The organism is Microbispora sp. KK1-11, assembly GCF_006874435.1.
Lineage (GTDB): Bacteria > Actinomycetota > Actinomycetes > Streptosporangiales > Streptosporangiaceae > Microbispora > Microbispora catharanthi.
Genome location: NZ_VIRJ01000008.1, coordinates 61,458 through 76,349, shown reverse-complemented (window position 1 = coordinate 76,349; position 14,892 = coordinate 61,458). Strand labels below are relative to the sequence as shown.

Annotated in this window: 14 protein-coding genes; 5 read left to right on the top strand and 9 right to left on the bottom strand. The window is 71.7% G+C overall.

Annotated features, from left to right (window positions below; genetic code table 11):
• The first annotated feature begins 7 nt into the window (after positions 1-7).
• Positions 8-319, top strand: a complete 312-nt coding sequence (locus tag FLW16_RS43655; protein WP_185949411.1) for a PqqD family protein — start codon at positions 8-10, stop codon at positions 317-319.
• 97 nt (positions 320-416) lie between these two features.
• Positions 417-1,874, top strand: a complete 1,458-nt coding sequence (locus FLW16_RS14130; RefSeq protein ID WP_142560471.1) for an NAD(P)/FAD-dependent oxidoreductase — start codon at positions 417-419, stop codon at positions 1,872-1,874.
• A 148-nt stretch (positions 1,875-2,022) separates the two neighbouring features.
• Here the strand turns inward: FLW16_RS14130 and FLW16_RS14125 are convergent, their stop codons facing one another.
• The 6 genes from FLW16_RS14125 to FLW16_RS14100 form a co-directional block, all read right to left on the bottom strand.
• On the bottom strand, positions 2,023-3,057 hold the full coding sequence (locus FLW16_RS14125) for a methyltransferase (protein ID WP_142560470.1): 1,035 nt from the start codon (positions 3,055-3,057) through the stop codon (positions 2,023-2,025).
• Positions 3,050-4,315 (bottom strand): cytochrome P450, encoded by a 1,266-nt coding sequence (locus FLW16_RS14120; RefSeq protein ID WP_142560469.1) that lies wholly within the window; start codon positions 4,313-4,315, stop codon positions 3,050-3,052. Before FLW16_RS14120 ends, FLW16_RS14125 begins: the two co-directional genes overlap by 8 nt.
• A 241-nt stretch (positions 4,316-4,556) precedes the next feature.
• Complete coding sequence (locus FLW16_RS14115) at positions 4,557-5,888, bottom strand: TfuA-like protein (protein WP_142560468.1); 1,332 nt, start codon at positions 5,886-5,888, stop codon at positions 4,557-4,559.
• Positions 5,889-5,922: 34 nt separating this feature from the next.
• Positions 5,923-7,086: a YcaO-like family protein gene (locus FLW16_RS14110; protein WP_142560467.1), complete on the bottom strand. Its 1,164-nt coding sequence runs from the start codon at positions 7,084-7,086 to the stop codon at positions 5,923-5,925.
• Positions 7,087-7,178: 92 nt separating this feature from the next.
• The gene (locus FLW16_RS14105; RefSeq protein WP_142560466.1) at positions 7,179-7,991 is read right to left on the bottom strand and encodes an ABC transporter permease; all 813 of its coding nucleotides are present in this window, start codon (positions 7,989-7,991) and stop codon (positions 7,179-7,181) included.
• 2 nt (positions 7,992-7,993) lie between these two features.
• A complete protein-coding gene (locus FLW16_RS14100; protein ID WP_221891066.1) occupies positions 7,994-8,869 on the bottom strand; it encodes an ABC transporter ATP-binding protein in 876 nt (291 codons plus the stop codon).
• 352 nt (positions 8,870-9,221) lie between these two features.
• Between FLW16_RS14100 and FLW16_RS14095 the strand changes: the two genes are divergently transcribed.
• On the top strand, positions 9,222-9,473 hold the full coding sequence (locus FLW16_RS14095; RefSeq protein WP_139577711.1) for a LuxR C-terminal-related transcriptional regulator: 252 nt from the start codon (positions 9,222-9,224) through the stop codon (positions 9,471-9,473).
• Between the two features lie 176 nt (positions 9,474-9,649).
• A complete protein-coding gene (locus tag FLW16_RS14090) occupies positions 9,650-10,033 on the top strand; it encodes a hypothetical protein (protein WP_142560465.1) in 384 nt (127 codons plus the stop codon).
• Positions 10,034-10,173: 140 nt separating this feature from the next.
• Here the strand turns inward: FLW16_RS14090 and FLW16_RS14085 are convergent, their stop codons facing one another.
• Both FLW16_RS14085 and FLW16_RS14080 read right to left on the bottom strand, forming a co-directional pair.
• Positions 10,174-11,025 carry a siderophore-interacting protein gene (locus FLW16_RS14085; RefSeq protein WP_142560464.1) on the bottom strand — a complete coding sequence of 284 codons (852 nt, stop codon included), beginning with the start codon at positions 11,023-11,025 and terminating at the stop codon, positions 10,174-10,176.
• 153 nt (positions 11,026-11,178) lie between these two features.
• Entirely contained in the window at positions 11,179-12,201 is a 1,023-nt protein-coding gene (locus tag FLW16_RS14080) for a YafY family protein (protein ID WP_260615250.1), read from the bottom strand.
• A 307-nt stretch (positions 12,202-12,508) separates the two neighbouring features.
• On the opposite strand from FLW16_RS14080, the gene FLW16_RS14075 reads away from it, so the two are divergent.
• Positions 12,509-12,892 carry an STAS domain-containing protein gene (locus FLW16_RS14075; RefSeq protein ID WP_260615249.1) on the top strand — a complete coding sequence of 128 codons (384 nt, stop codon included), beginning with the start codon at positions 12,509-12,511 and terminating at the stop codon, positions 12,890-12,892.
• Between the two features lie 272 nt (positions 12,893-13,164).
• On the opposite strand, the gene FLW16_RS14070 is transcribed toward FLW16_RS14075, so the two are convergent.
• Positions 13,165-14,463, bottom strand: a complete 1,299-nt coding sequence (locus FLW16_RS14070) for a dicarboxylate/amino acid:cation symporter (RefSeq protein ID WP_142560463.1) — start codon at positions 14,461-14,463, stop codon at positions 13,165-13,167.
• Between the last annotated feature and the right edge of the window lie 429 nt (positions 14,464-14,892).

The window sequence follows — 14,892 nt, the reverse complement described above, 5'->3', positions numbered from 1 at the left end:
GGTCGATGTGTCGCTGCGGATCAGCGAGGCCGTGATCTGGCAGGAGACCGGGGAGGGCGTCTCGCTCTACAACACCGAGACGGGCGACTTCCACAGCCTGAACGACACCGGCTCCCGGATATGGAGGCTGGTGGCGAGCGACGGCGAGCGGGAGCCGGTCATGTTCAAGCTGTCCCGCGAGTTCGCCGGCAGCAACTCCGCGATGAGCAGGCGCATCGTGGCCGACGTCGAGGAGTTCATCGGCGCGATGATCGAGCAGGGCCTCATAGAGGAGGTCCCGGCCGGAGAGCCCGCGGTCAAGGAAGAGTCGCTGTCGTGACGCGTCGGCCGGCACCACATCCGCCGGCACCATATCCGCCGGCATCGTGTCCGCCGGTCCCGTGTCCACCGGTCCCGCGTCCGGCTGGCCTCGCCCGATGAGCAGGGCGGTCGTCCTCGGCGGTGGCCTCGCGGGTGTGCTCGCCGCCGCCGTGCTCGCCGGGCACGCGGACGAGGTGGTCCTGGTCGAGGGCGACCTCTATCCGGCCGGTCCGGGGCCGCGGCGGGGGCTGCCCCAGTCGCACCACAGTCACGTCCTCGTGGCCGGCGGCGCGCGGGCACTGGACGCGTTGCTGCCCGGAACGGTCGACGCCCTCCTCGCGAACGGCGCGCACCTGCGGGGCCTGCCCGGCGACGCCCTCATCTACTCCGCCGACGGCTGGTTCCGCCGTCTCCACACCGACGCCCACCTGATCTCCTGCACCCGCGGGCTGCTGGACCAGGTGGTGCGGCGGCGTGCGCTCGGCGGCGGCGACGTCGAGGTCTGGGAGAACACGCGGGCGCTCGGGCTCACCGGAGACGAGGCCCGGATCACCGGCGTCTCGGTCAGCCGGCGGGGCGCCCCGCCCGAGACCGTACGCGCGGACCTCGTCGTCGACGCGACGGGACGCCGGTCGCAGTCGCCCCGATGGCTCGCCCGGATCGGTGCCGGGGACATCGAGGAGGTGTCGGTCGCCACCGGGCTGGCCTACGCGACGCGCCTCTACCAGGCGCCCGCCGACCTGGCCGCCGCGATCCCGGCGATCATGCTGCATCCGGGGACGGCGAAGGGGCAGCCGGCTCGGGGGGCGACGTTGTTCCCCGTCGAGGACGGCCGGTGGATCGTCACGCTGACCGGCACCCGGGGCGGCGAGCCGCCGACGGACGAGCAGGGCTTCACGGCCTTCGCGCGTTCGCTGCGCCACCCGATCGTGGCGGACCTCATGGCGGAGGCCACCCCCCTCGGCGTCGTCAGGCCCTACCGCGACACCGTCAACAGGAGGCGGTTCTTCGAGCGGGCGCGCCTGCCCGCCGGTTTCGCCGTCGTCGGCGACGCCACCGTCGCGGTGAACCCCGTCCACTCGCACGGGATGTCGGTCGCCGCGCTAGGCGCGCTCAGGCTGCGCGAGGAGCTGGCGCGGCACGGAATCGGGCCGTCCCTGTTCGCCGGGCTCCAGGCCGCCCTCGCGGCGGAGGCGGAGCGGTCCTGGCGGATGGCGGTCGAGCAGGACGGAGAGCGGGTCACAGAGCGGGCCGGGGAACAGGTCACGGAGCGAGCCGGGGAGCAGGTCGCAGAGCGGGCCGGCCGCGACGGTGCGCCGCGGCGGGAGCCCAACGCGTTCGAACGCGAGATCCGCACCCGCCTGGCCCAGGCGAAGCTGAGCAGCCCGCGGCTCGCCGCCGCGTTCTTCGGCGTCCAGACGCTGATCTCCTGCGACACCGCGACGGACAGGTCGGAGATCGCCCGGGTGCTGACCGGGCGGCCGGAGCCCCTCCTCACCGGCGAGGAGGCGATCGGGCAGTATCCGGCCCTGGCCGCGTGGCGGCGCTCGCGGTTCGCCGCCGCGACCAGCTGAGCTCCGCAACCAGCTGAGCTCCGCACCCGCTGATACCCCGCATCCGCTGAGACCCCATGCCCGCTGGAAGCCGCGCCGCTGAAACCCCGTGCCCGCTGAAACCCCGTGCCCGCCTCCCGGAGCTCACAGCGCGGTCCGGGGGCGGAGCTCAGGCCGGTTTCGCGACGAGGGCCCGGATCTCCGAGCCTCCCAGCGGGGGCGTGACCTCTGCCAGCTCGAAGCCGGCCGCGGCGAACAGGTCCCGGAACTCGGTCATGCCGCGTTCCCGGCCGCCGGTGTAGACGAGCATGGCGATGTCGCTCATGACGGCCCCTGCCGCCTCCGGCGTGCCGAGACCGGGCGGCATCACCGGCTCCAGCACGAGCAGGCGGCCGTCAGCCGCGATCGACCTGCGGCAACCGCGCAGAAGAGCGATGCAGCGCCGGTCGTCCCAGTCGTGCAGGACACCCTTCACCAGCATGACGTCGCCCTCGGGCACCGCCTCGAAGAAGTCGCCGGCCTCGATGGAGCACCGGTCGGACAGCCCCGCCCGCCGGAGCTCCTCGGCGGCGCCCGCGACCCCCTCGGCGGTGTCGAACAGGATCCCCTTGATGCCCGGGGTCGCGGCAAGCACCGCGGCCAGCAGCGAGCCGTTCCCGCCGCCGACATCGACCACGGTGTGGGCGCCGGTGAAGTCGTACGCCCTGGGGAGCGCGGGCGCGACCCGTTCCGTGCCCTCGCGCATCGCCCTGTTGAACACCGCCGACAACTCCGGGTGGCGGGCGAGGTGGTCGAACAGCGGCCTGCCGTGCACGTGGTCCCACGCCGCCTCGCCGGTGCGCACGCTGTGGGTCAGCGCCCCCCACGCCCGCCAGGTATCGGGGTCGCCGAGCAGCAGGAGGCTGGAGCGCATCGACCACGGGTGGTCGGCGCGCAGCGGCTGCCCCTGCTCCGTCAGCCCGAACCACCCGGGCTCCCCCTCCTCCGCCACGCCCAGCACCACCAGTGCGCGCAGCAGCCGGCCCAGCGCGTGCGGGTCCGATTCGGTCGCCTCGGCGAGCCGCGTCACCGGTACGTGCCCCTGAGCCAGCAGATCCGGCACGCCGAGCCGGACGGCCGCGTAGAGGATCTGCGAGGACGCGTAGCCGAAGGCCATCCGGGACAGGTTCGCGTACCCCGCGAGGCCTCGCGGTCGGTCACTCATGGGCCGGCTCCTTTCGGCGTCTGACAGGTGTCCGGTGAGCGTGTAGCCGCAGAGGCAGGCGGCGTACGCCGTGCAGGAACAGGTCGGGCGTCCACTCGAGGTCGGCGGGATCGACCGCCAGGGCGATCCCGGGGAAGCGGCGCACCAGCGCGCCGATGGCGGCCGCGGCCTGCAGCCGCGCCAGCGCCGCGCCGAGGCAGAAGTGGACGCCGTGGCCGAAGCCCAGGTGGCGGTTCGGGCTGCGGCCGATGTCGAAGACGTCCGGCCGGGCGAAGACCGCCGGGTCGCGGTTGGCCGCCAGCAGCACCGGCACCACGATGTCCCCGCGAGGGATCACGGTCCCGCCGATCTCCACGTCGGCGAGGGCGTACAGCGGCCGGGAGTGCCCGACCGGGCCGTTGTACCGCAGCGCCTCCTCGACCGTCGAGCCGATCAGCTCCGGGCCCGCGCGCAGCCGCTCCAGCTCGCGGGGGTGCCGCAACAGCTCCAGCACGCCGTTCCCGATCAGGTTGACCGTCGTCTCGTCCCCGGCGAGCAGCAGCTGGAACACGCTGGAGACCAGTTCGATGCGGCTGATCGCGCCCGTCCGCTCCGCCTCGGCGAGCCGGGACAGCAGGTCCTCCCCCGGATGCGCCCGCCGCTCGTCGATCCTCTCGTTGGCGTACGCCATGAACTCCATGCCGGCGCGGCGCACCCGGAACGGGTCCCCGCTGCCCACGATCTCGTCGCTCCACCCGCGCAGCAGGGCGCGGTCCTCGAAGGGCAGGCCGAGCAGCTCGGCGACGACCAGGATCGGCAGCGGCAGCGCCAGGTCCCGGATCAGGTCTGCCTCGCCTCCGGCGGCCGCCATGCCGTCCACCAGCTCGCCGGCGACCCGGTGGACGTGCCGCTCCAGCACGGCCACCGTACGGGTGCCGAAGGCCGGCGCCATCAGTCGGCGTATGCGCGTGTGGTCGGGCGGGTCGAGATGGAACACGTTGCGCCGCAGCATGGCCAGCGGGTCGCGGCTCTCCGCCCGGCGGTGCGGCGCGGCGAGATCGGGGGGCAGCCGGTCGAGCTGACGCCCGACGTCCGGGTCGAGCAGCGCGCGCTGCACGTCGGCGTACCGCGTCAGGTACCACAGCACCCGGCCGCTCGCCGGGCTCACGTACCGGTAGACCGGGGCATGCTCGCGCATGCGGTGGAACAGCGGGTGGGGGTTCGGACGATGCCGCGCGGCCGCCGGATCGAACGGCTGCTCGAGCGTGGTCGCGGTCATGACCCTCTCCTCACGGGGCGCGCCGACGGTTCTGGACCTGGCCGTCCGCCGGGGCGAACCCGGCCGGCGTCAGCGGCTCCCGTGCCCATAGGCGCGCTCCCCTCCTCATTCGCCACGCGGGCGGCCTCGTCCCTCGGCCCACCGCTCCGCTCACTCGTCGGCTCGCCGCTCAGCTCTCATGGTCGCGCTCCCCTCCTCATTCGCTACGCGGGCGGCCTCGTCCCTCGGCCCACCGCTCCGCTCACTCGTCGGCTCGCCGCTCGGGGGCACGCGCGTTCTGGACGTCGAGGGCGAAGAACCTCCTCACGGTGTGTCCCAGCTCCTGCATGCCGGTGAAGCCCCGCCGGGCCAACTCCACCTCCGCCGAGGTCCCCTTGCGGTGCCAGTGACGCAGGAAGATCTTCGCGCAGATCTCCGGCGGCGGGACGGCGAGCCTGCCGCGGCTCCGCTCCGCGGCTTCGTCGGCGCGGGCGACGATCTCGGACCACTCGTGCCAGTGGCCCGACTCCCTGACCCGTTCCAGGACGACCGGCCTCCAGTCCTCCGACTGCCAGATCGGCCAGACCCGCACCATGACCAGCCGGAGCTGCTCGGCGACCGGGAGGGCGGCGAGCTCCGATTCCGTGAGCCACGACGCCAGGACGGGCGGCAGGGCGGCGGACTCTGCGACCCCGAGCCTCGCCCGGGCGTACGCCTCGAGGCCGAGGCCCTGAGCCGCGGCGAAGTCCGTCAGCAGGCCGGTCAGCGCCTCCTCGTGCAGGCGGGGATAGTCGTCGCCGAACAGCCGCCCCGCGTTCACGACGTCGAGGTCGGTCATCCACATGCCGGGCGCGTACTCGCGCCTCGACCGCCATTTGAGCGCCTCGTAGTGGGTGATCCCCGTCAGCGCCGTGTCGGCCGCCCAGTCCGCGGACCTCTCGCCGCGGCGCCCGCCGACCGCCCGCAGCGCCGCCATCGCGTCCAGCCGCTTGACGTCCCACTCGCCCGTGCCGATCAGCCGCTCCAGCGTCCCGAGATGCTCGCGGTCGCCGGAGTCCACCGCCGCGTCCAGCTCGCGCCAGGTCCGCTGCATGAAGGGCAGCGCCTTCGCCGCACGCACGATCCGCTCCCCGGCCGCCGCCGGGATCAGGCCCGTCCGGGCGCCCTCGCGGCAGCCGTACCGGATGTTGACCAGCGCCACCGTCCCGGCCGGGTATCCCCGGTCGGCCGGTCCGTGCACCACCGCGACCTCGTCGTCCCCGTCGACCTCGCCGGTCGCGTACATGTCGAACACGGTCCCCGCGCCGCTCATGCCGTACGGGCTCAGCTCCGCCGCGCGCAACGCGCCCATGCTGGCCGCCCCGATGACGTGCACGCCTTCGTCGATCAGCCAGAGGATCTCCTTGTGGCCCACCGACAACCGCTCGCGGTAGTAGCCGTCGATGATGACGGCGGTGTCGTCGGGGCTCCAGGTCTCGGCGAGGAGGTCGCCCCGGGCCACGGGCGGCCGTACCCGAGCCTGTGGCACGACGCCCAGGACCTCGTCCCGGGAGATCGTCGGGCCGGTGTAGACGACCACGTTCGGCGAGCTCATCAGAACACCCCGCTCATCAGAAGACCCCCGCTCATCAGAACACCTCCGGGCAGACGCGGCTCCCCGGCGCCAGCACCCTGACGACCGGAACTCCGATGTCCTCCCTCGTCAGGTCGACGACGAGGGGCGCGTGGGAGAAGGCGACCGCGGCCCGTTTCACCACGTCCTCCAGGTCGTCGACCAGGCTCTCGTGCGCGTGCATGGGCGATATCGGCGCTCCGGCCTCCCCGACCGGCTCCGGCCGGCGCTTGGCGCCCAGGTCGTCCTGGATGTCGGGACGCAGGTCGTCACGGGCGCCCGAGACGTAGCCCAGCCTGGCCTGCGCGGCCTCGGTGAGGGCGCGGCTGAGCGCGATCTCCGAGCTCAGGTGGCAGCCGAAGCCCAGGAACGGCGGAGGATAGTCGTCGCAGGTGATCCGGGCGACGAAGCACGGCAGCCCGGTGGGCGACGTCAGGGACCTCGCTTCCAGGCGGACCCCGGCACGCTCCATCGTCACGCACAGGTCGTCGACGACCGGCGACCCGAGCGAGCGCGGGTCGACGCGGACGCCCCGGTCGCCGCCGGTCACGAAGGCCGTCACCGCGTCCCGTTCGATCACCTCGTACAACGCGTGCAGGACGGCCTCCGCCTGCGTGTTCCCGCTGGCCAGGCCGTTGGTCGAGGAGAAGAACGCCGGCGGGTTCCAGCCCGTCCTGCGGACGAGGGTGAACTCCACCACGTCCCTCGGGACGAGGGTCTGCGACCCGTCGACCAGCGACTTGGCGGCGACCCAGTCCAGCGGCAGGCCGTCGTGCAGCAGGGTCGGCGTGCACAGCGGGAGAGCGTGGACGTCGTAGCCCAGTTTCCCTGCCACCTCGCGGGGGGAGGCCGTCGCGACCGGCCGCATGGGCTGCTCCGCGTGCCAGAGCTCGATGGCCTCCATCATCGCCGACAGCTTCGCCAGGTCGGGAGTGACGCCCTTCCCCTGAGAGACGGCGAGAGTCCGGGCCGTGGGTCTTATCGCCTGAAACGTCGGGATTCCGAGGGTGTCGAGCATCGTGATGTCCGCGACCCGGGTGATCCCGGCCCTGTGTCCGGCACGGCCGGCCATCTCCAGCGAGGCGGCCGGGTCCCGGGCCCGGTCCGTCCCCGGCAACCGGACCTTCGACTGGTCGGAAAGGGAGAGGATCCATGAGTGGGAGGAGGTGTCTGTCCGCATCGTCCCCTTGCCCTGGTCGAGGTGAGGTGCCGGGATCGAGCCGGCGGGGTCGGATAGTGCGCTCGGATGGTGCGGGCTCGGATGTCGCCGGCTCAGATGTTGCCGGCGCGGTTGAGCAGGGCCCGGCCGCCCACGGCGTAGCCGACGACCGCCATGACCGCCAGCACGAGCAGGTCCACCCACGCCTCGCCGAAACCGAAGACCGCGGCGTCCCGCATGCCGTTGATCGCGTACGTCAGCGGGTTCACCACGGAGATCCACTGCAGCACGGTGGGCATGCTCTCGGTGGTGTACATCGAGGGGGCGCTGAAGACGAGAACGGGCATCGACACGTTCGACAGCACCATGAAGGCCTGGTAGTCCGTGATCGTGATCGCGGCCGCCAGGTACAGCCCGTTGAGCGCCAGGGCCGACAGCGTGAGCGCCGTCAGCAGCCCGAGCCAGTTCTCCGGGCCGAACGGGAGGTGGAACATGATCGCCGCGACGGCGAGGCCCAGCAGGGTCTGCCCCAGCACGAGCGACACTCCGGCGATCATCTTGCCGAGCAGGAAGCGCGACCTGCGCATGGGGTACGACCACAACTGCGTGGCCACCCCGCTCATCTCCTCCTGGAACACGGCCATCGCGGACGTGCCCGCCGCGCTGACGACCGACATCGCCAGCGTCATGGGGAGCAGGAAGACCGCGAACCCGACGCTGACGCCCTTGTAGTCGACGACCCTGACGAGGTTGCTCAGCGAGGTGTTCACCAGCAGCAGGTAGACCAGCATCGGCGTCAGGCCGAGGATGAGGTAGACCCGGTTGCGGGCGAGCAGCGCGTACTCCCGGTAGAGCACCGCGGACAGGTCCGCCGCCCTCGCGGTCCGGGCGGGGGGCGCGGTGTGGAAGTGCAGCCCGGCGGCCATCGTCACCCCTCGTTCCCGGTCATCCGGAGGAAGACCTCCTCAAGCGAGTCCACGGCGGTCGACACTCCGGTGATCGCGATCGCGTGGTCCTGGCAGTATCGGGACAGCTCCGGCAGCACGTCGCGCGCGTTCGCGTCGTCGATGCGCACCTCGTCGTCCTCGGCCTTGGCCCGCAGGCCCGCGGACTCCGCCCAGGCGGCCACGAGACCGCCCGAGGCGGGATCCTCGACGGTCACCAGCAGGTGGGTGCTGCCGAACTCCTCCACGAGTTCGCGCGGCTTGGCGAAGCGCAGCACCTTCCCCCGGTCGATGACCAGGACGCGCTGGCTGTTGCGCTCCAGTTCGTCGATGTGGTGGCTGGTCCACAGCACGGTGACGCCGTGCTCCTCGCGCAGCCAGGTCACGAAGCGCTCGACCTGGCGCCGCCCCGCGACGTCCAGGCCGGCGGAGGGCTCGTCGAGGATGAGCAACTGCGGGATGGTGAGCAGCGCCCGCACCAGTTGCAACCGCTGCCGCTGACCGCCCGACATCTGGAAGACCAGGCGCTGCATCGCACCGCTCAGGCCGAGGAAGTCCGACACCTCCAGCGCCCACGGCCGCACGTCGCGCCACCGCAGCCCACGGAACCGGGCGGCGATCCGCAGGTTGTCGAGCGCCGGCAGCATCATGTCGAACGGACCGGTCTGGTGCATCGCCCCGATGCCGCTCTTCGCGAGGACGGGCTGGCGCACCGGATCGGCGTCGAAGACCCGGATCTCACCGGAGGTGGGGGTGGTGACTCCGCAGATCATCTTGATCAGTGTCGTCTTGCCGGCGCCGTTGGGGCCCAGGAGTCCGACGGTCTCCCCCCCGGCGATCTCGAATGAGACGTCGTCCACGGCCGGTCTCTCGCTGCCCCGATAGCGTTTGGTGAGCCCCACGGCCGTCACGACATCTCTCAACACAGCCTGCCCTTCACTTCGCCCTCCCGCTGTCGGTCTGCTCCTGAGCGATGTGAGCGGCTCTCCGCTCGTCCCCGGACTGACCGGAACGCGTCGCAGGTCGAGTATGAGCCGGGGAAGAGCAGGTAACACAACCCCACAAACGTGGGCTACCGGCGCGGCCGGGAGGACCATAACCGGGGCCATGGTCAGGCCATACCGATCGTTAAGCGCCCCTTTCTAGGGTCGCGCAAAAGGGACTCCCACCAGGCTCCCTTCAGTCGAACGGCGATCCGACCCGGGACTGCACATGGACCTTGTTTCCGACGGCCTGATAAATGATCGCGACAGGTGGCTGATCGTCATGCTGGCCAGGGGCTATACGACGACGAGGATCGCCCGCGAGATGCACCTCAGCCGGTACACCGTGGCGGAGCGCATCAGCAAGCTGCTCGTCCAGTTCGCCTGCAGCAACCGCAGTCAGCTCGTGGCCTACTTCTACGCGCACCGGCTCCTGAACGTCGGCATCTGGCCGCCCAGCGTCTCCGGCGTCGTCGGGTAGGCCGGGTCGCCCGTTCACGCCCGGGCAGGAGAAGGCCGGCGCGGTGCATCCCGGCCGGGCGCGGTGAACCCCCGCCCGGCCGCGGCGAACCCCGCCCGGCCACCCGGTCACCGTGCCGGGCTCGGCCCCCCGGGCCGCGTCATCCGCCGGATGCCGTCGCCTTACGTGCCGCGCCGGTGGACGGCGACACGGGCGCCGACGGCGTGGCCGAGTTCACCGCCGCCCCCGTGGCCGATGCCGTGGCCGCCCCTGTGGCCGATCCCGTGGCCGAGGAGGACGGATACGGCGTGGCGTTCGCGACGGGCGTCGCCGTGTCCGGCGCTCCGGCGGAGATGAAGACCAGCACCCCCGTCGCGACGGCGACCACCGCCACGACCGCGGCGGTGGCGTATGTGACCCTGCGCGTCAGCCGCCTGCGCTCCTCGCGCCGCCTGGCTTCCTCGCGCCGCATGGCGGCGCGCATGCGCTTCACCTTTCGCTGTGACATGGGCACTCCCGAGACCGCTCCCCGAGACGTCGTCGGGCGTCACCATAGCGGCGAGCGCGTAACGCGGATCTAAAACCGCCCGGCGCCGCGTGCACCCGCCTGCCGTGTCCCCCGTTCGCCGCGCGCGCACCGCGTGGGCATCGACCCGGAGCCCATCATCGTCGCCGGGGCGAGCGCGGGTGACGATGATGAGTTCCGGTCGCGGGGCCGTTGTCAGCCGCCGAGGGCGGCGGACTCCTCTTCCTCGATGCTGCGGTTCCACTCGCGCTTGGAGGACTGCCAGCCGTCCTCGTCACGGCCCCGGCGCCAGTAGCCGGAGATCGACAGCCACTCCAGCGGCAGGCCGCGCTCCACCCGCAGGTATCGCCGCAGTTCCTTGACGAAGTTCGCCTCGCCGTGGACGAAGGCGTGCACGACGCCCTCGGGGAACTCCAGCTCCCGCACCGCCCGCACCAGCGCCTCGCCCACCTGTGCGCCGCGGCGGTGCAGCCACACGATCTCCGCGTCGCCCTGCGTCTGCAGCTTCTGCTCCTCCTCCGGGCCCTCGACCTCGACGAACACCCGGGCGGGCGCCCCTGCGGGAAGCCGTTCCAGTGCGGCGCCGATCGCCGGGAGCGCACTCTCGTCCCCGGCCAGCAGGTGCCAGTCCGCCTCCGCGCTCGGCGCGTACGCCCCGCCGGGGCCCAGGAAGTGGATCACGTCGCCCGGCCTGGCCCGCAGCGCCCAGGGCCCGGCCAGCCCCTCGTCCCCGTGGTAGACGAAGTCGATGGTCAGCTCCCGCGCCTCCGGGTCCCAGGCCCGGACGGTGTAGGTCCGGGTCTTCGGCCACTGGTCGCGGGGCAACTCGGCACGGATCACCGCGATGTCGAACGGCTCCGGATAGGCCGCTCCCGGCAGCGGGAACAGCAGCTTCACGTAGTGGTCGCTGAACTCGCCCGCCTCGAAACCGGCGAGCCCCTCACCACCGAGCACCACCCGGATCATGTGCGGGGTCAGCCGCTCGGTGCGCTCCACCACGCCGGTGGTCGCCCGGGGCGCGCGCCGCGCCGGTTCGGTCGTCGCCATAGGGGGTTCCCTTCATCAGACTGCTTAGGTAAGCCTAACCTCGTCCCGAGGACGTGTCACCGCGCCGGGCCCTCGCTCGCCGGCCGGCGCGGATTCGTTCCTGCCGCTCCGAGCCGCCTTGGGCGGCACCCCACCAGCACGCGGGGACGACTCTCAGGACGACGCTTCGTAGCGGGCGGCGATCGCGGCGGCGCGGTCACGCAGGGAGTTGCGCAACCACTGCGGGGCCAGGGCTTCCGCGTTCGTGGTGAGCTGCCACAGCGCCCATTCGGCGTGTCTCGGATCTTGGAAGGTCATCTCCATACGCAGCCAGCCGTCCGCGTCGAATTCCTCGGCGCGGACGCTCAAGGCGGTGCTCACCAGGTCCTCCCGCCGCGCCGGGTCCACCCGAACCAGCACGGTGACCTGGTCGCCGCCGGTCCGGAACCGCGTGCTGCGTTCCTCCCAGGTCCGGCCCAGATCGACCCGGTCCGGTCGCTGTGCGGGTTCGGCGAGTCGCTTGGCGGCCAAGATCCGGGACAGCCGGTAGGTGCGGTCCGCGCCAGACCTCGTGGCCAGCAAGTAGCCCCGGTCGCGTACGGTGACCAGGCCGATCGGGTCGACCGTGCACCACTTCGGGGTCTGGTCCACAGCCGCGTAGTGGATCTGCAGCCTGTGTCCGGCGAACACCGCGCGCAGGACCTCGGCGACTATGGCGTCAGGCACCTCCTCGTCGACCAGCCGACGCGAGAGGAGGTCGGTCTCCGGGTCGATGAGCAATCGCTCGGCCGCGCCGGCCGCGGTGTCCCGATAGCTCTCGGGGAGCGCGTCGACCACTTTGAGCATCGCCGAAGCGAGCGCCGAGCCGAGGCCGAACGCCTGTGCGCCGCGCCGCGATCCGGCGACCAGCAGGGCAAGGGCCTCGTCGTGATTCAGTCCGGTGAGCTCGGTCCGGAAACCTGGCAACAACGCGAACCCGCCGTGCCGCCCGCGTTCGGCGTAGACCGGGACGCCGGCTGCGGACAGCGCCTCGATGTCGCGCAGCACGGTGCGGGTGGATACCTCCAGCTCGCGGGCCAGCGCGGCCGCGGACAGCCGACCGTGCTGCCGCAGCAGCAGCACCAGCGAGACCAACCGGTCGGCGCGCGTCGGCTGATGCGACCTCGCCGCCTCCGGCAGGGCCGCCGGAGGCGGCACGGCCAGTAGGCAGGTGCCGGGTGCTCAGGACGGCGGCAATCGGCGTCTACGGCTTCGTCGGCCCGGCTGCCGGATCGTCGTGCTGAGTGTCACGACCCGTAAGCGCGCCATGAACCGACGGGGCGGGTGGTCCACCCATCAGGGCGCCCGCTCTCCTTCTCGGGGAGGACGCGGGGCCGTTCTCGCCTTGACCGACCTCGGGAAGCAGATAACGATCCCAGTAAGGATCAAGGCTGAGACCGGTCTTCGGTCTCGTCCGCCTGAGTTTCCGGGCAAGGTGGACCCCGTTCCCGAAAGGAGCAGGGCCGTGATCCCGCCCGCGAACCCCGCCTTCGACATCCGCTCGCGCTATGAGCGTGAGCGGGCCATCCTCACGGTCGCAGGTGACCTCGACCGCAGCACCGCCGAGCGGCTCAAGGCCGCCGCCAGGACGGTATGGAAGACCGAACCCGCCGGACTCGTGCTCGACCTCTCCGCGGTGCCGTTCTGTGACTCGACTGGTCTGTCCGCCCTGGTGTACGTCCTGAGAGGCTGTCAGGCGTTCGACATCGGCCTCGCGCTCGTCGGCATGGAGCCCCGTGTCGAGCGCATTCTGGCCCTCACGCGCCTGCTGCCGGCCTTCGACCGGTACCCCTCGGTGGCGGAGGCCCTTGATGCAGGCGGAGACGGTCAGCCGTTCGGGGCCCCTTGATACGACCGGCGGCCGCGGCCTTGGCCGCCCACATCAGGGCACTGCCGGGCGACGCCGTCGTAGTCGCCTGGCACCCCCAGCACCCCGTAAATCTCGCCGCTCGCGGCGCCGACGTGACCGGGGCTGCCGGCCCGACGGCTGCGACGCGCGCGACCGCGTGCCGTCTGTGCCGGGCCGCGGTGACAGGCCGGGCACTCCCGTCGGGCGGACGGCCTCGCCCACGACCCGGAGTCGTGGGCGAGGCCGTCGCCACCGGCAGACCGGACGGAGGCTCAGGTGAGAGCAGGTTCGGGGCCCGACGCGGGACGAACCGCGGCGGGGGCTTCGTCCAGAGGCTGCGGCGGAGCGTTGAACACCGCCTCGTCGAGACGGCCCTCGGAACGGGCGACCAGGACGGGCACCACCATCTGCCCCGTGACGTTCGTCGCGGTACGGATCATGTCGAGGATCGGGTCGATCGCCAGGAGCAGCCCGACGCCCTCCAGAGGCAGGCCCAGTGTGCTCAGGGTCAGGGTGAGCATCACGATCGCGCCGGTCAGACCGGCGGTCGCGGCCGAGCCGACCACGGAGACGAACGCGATCAGCAGGTAGTGACCCACGCCGAGATGGACGCCGAACACCTGGGCCACGAAGATCGCCGCGAGCGCGGGATAGATGGCGGCGCAGCCGTCCATCTTGGTGGTCGCTCCGAACGGCACCGCGAAGGCGGCGTAGTCGCGGTCCACGCCCAGGCGCTCGGTGGTGACCCGCTGGGTGAGCGGCATGGTCCCGACTGAGGAGCGGGAGACGAAGGCCAGCTCGATCGCAGGCCATGCCTTGCGATAGAAGGTGAGCGGGCTGACCTTGCCGACGAAGGCGAGCAGAAGCGGGTAGCTCACCAGGAGCACCAGCAGGCAGCCGATGTACACGCCCGCGCTGAGCTTGGCGAGCGGGGCTAGCAGGTCCCAGCCGTAGCTGGCCACCGACTTGCCGATCAGACCGGCGGTGCCGATCGGGGCCAGCCGGATGACCCACCACAGAGCCTTCTGCACCAGATCGAGCACGGACCGGCTGAAGTCGAGGAACGGCTCGGCCTTCTCGCCGACTGCCAGGGCGGCGGCGCCGAGGACGACCCCCAGGAAGACGATCTGGAGGACGTTGAGCTCGGTGAAGGCGGTGACGATGTTGGTCGGGATGATGCCGGTCAGGAAGTCCAGCCAGGTTCCCGCGCCCTCAAGGTCGACGGCCTTCGCCCCCGCGGTGGAGATGGTGACGCCCTGGCCGGGATTGAGAATCAGGCCGAGGCCGATGCCGAAGACCACCGCGATCAGCGAGGTTATCAGGAACCACAGCAGCGTCTTTCCCGCGAGCCTGGCGGCGCCGCTGACGTTGCGCAGGTTGGCCACGCTGACGACGACCGCCGTGAAGACCAGGGGCGCGACCGCGAGCTTGAGGAGCTGGACGAAGATCTTGCCGACTTCGGTGAGGGTGGTGGTGAGCCAGGTGACGTCACCGGCGCGGGCGACGAACCCGAGGGCGGCGCCTATCACCAGACCGAGCAGCAGTTGCAGGGAGAAGGAGAGTTTCTTCACGAACGAGACTCCGACAGAAGGGCATGCTGACGCCGAGGCGGCATGCGGGGTGAGGAGAAGGGGGTGGTGACCGCGTTCAGGGACAGAGTCGACTGTTCATGCGGCACAGGTCGACGTGCAGCCGCTCGACGAGCCACACGATCACCGGGAAGAACCTCATAACGCGACAAAGCCTCCTCAACCGGCGGGAAATTCCGGTTTCCTCTGTGATCTGTATCACGACCCCCTGCCCGGGAGAAAGCCTCAACCGCACCAGAAATCCGGCGGGCCCTGGTGCTACGTCTGGACTCTCTGGAAGAAGGTCCACCACGCGGGGTCCTCTGACTCGGGAACCCGAAGCAGGAATGACGTCTGGGCGCCGGCTCCGCAGAAGGTCAGGGCGGACACCACCCCGGCCGCCCGTGACGCGGACCCCATAGATACAACTTG

Bases quoted from the DNA above. Each gene is read 5' to 3' on its own strand.
- FLW16_RS14130 (WP_142560471.1), top strand. From the start codon at position 417: ATGAGCAGGGCGGTCGTCCTCGGCGGTGGCCTCGCGGGTGTGCTCGCC.
- FLW16_RS14125 (WP_142560470.1), bottom strand. From the start codon at position 3,057: ATGAGTGACCGACCGCGAGGCCTCGCGGGGTACGCGAACCTGTCCCGG.
- FLW16_RS14120 (WP_142560469.1), bottom strand. From the start codon at position 4,315: ATGACCGCGACCACGCTCGAGCAGCCGTTCGATCCGGCGGCCGCGCGG.
- FLW16_RS14115 (WP_142560468.1), bottom strand. From the start codon at position 5,888: ATGAGCTCGCCGAACGTGGTCGTCTACACCGGCCCGACGATCTCCCGG.
- FLW16_RS14110 (WP_142560467.1), bottom strand. From the start codon at position 7,086: ATGCGGACAGACACCTCCTCCCACTCATGGATCCTCTCCCTTTCCGAC.
- FLW16_RS14105 (WP_142560466.1), bottom strand. From the start codon at position 7,991: ATGGCCGCCGGGCTGCACTTCCACACCGCGCCCCCCGCCCGGACCGCG.
- FLW16_RS14095 (WP_139577711.1), top strand. From the start codon at position 9,222: ATGGACCTTGTTTCCGACGGCCTGATAAATGATCGCGACAGGTGGCTG.
- FLW16_RS14085 (WP_142560464.1), bottom strand. From the start codon at position 11,025: ATGGCGACGACCGAACCGGCGCGGCGCGCGCCCCGGGCGACCACCGGC.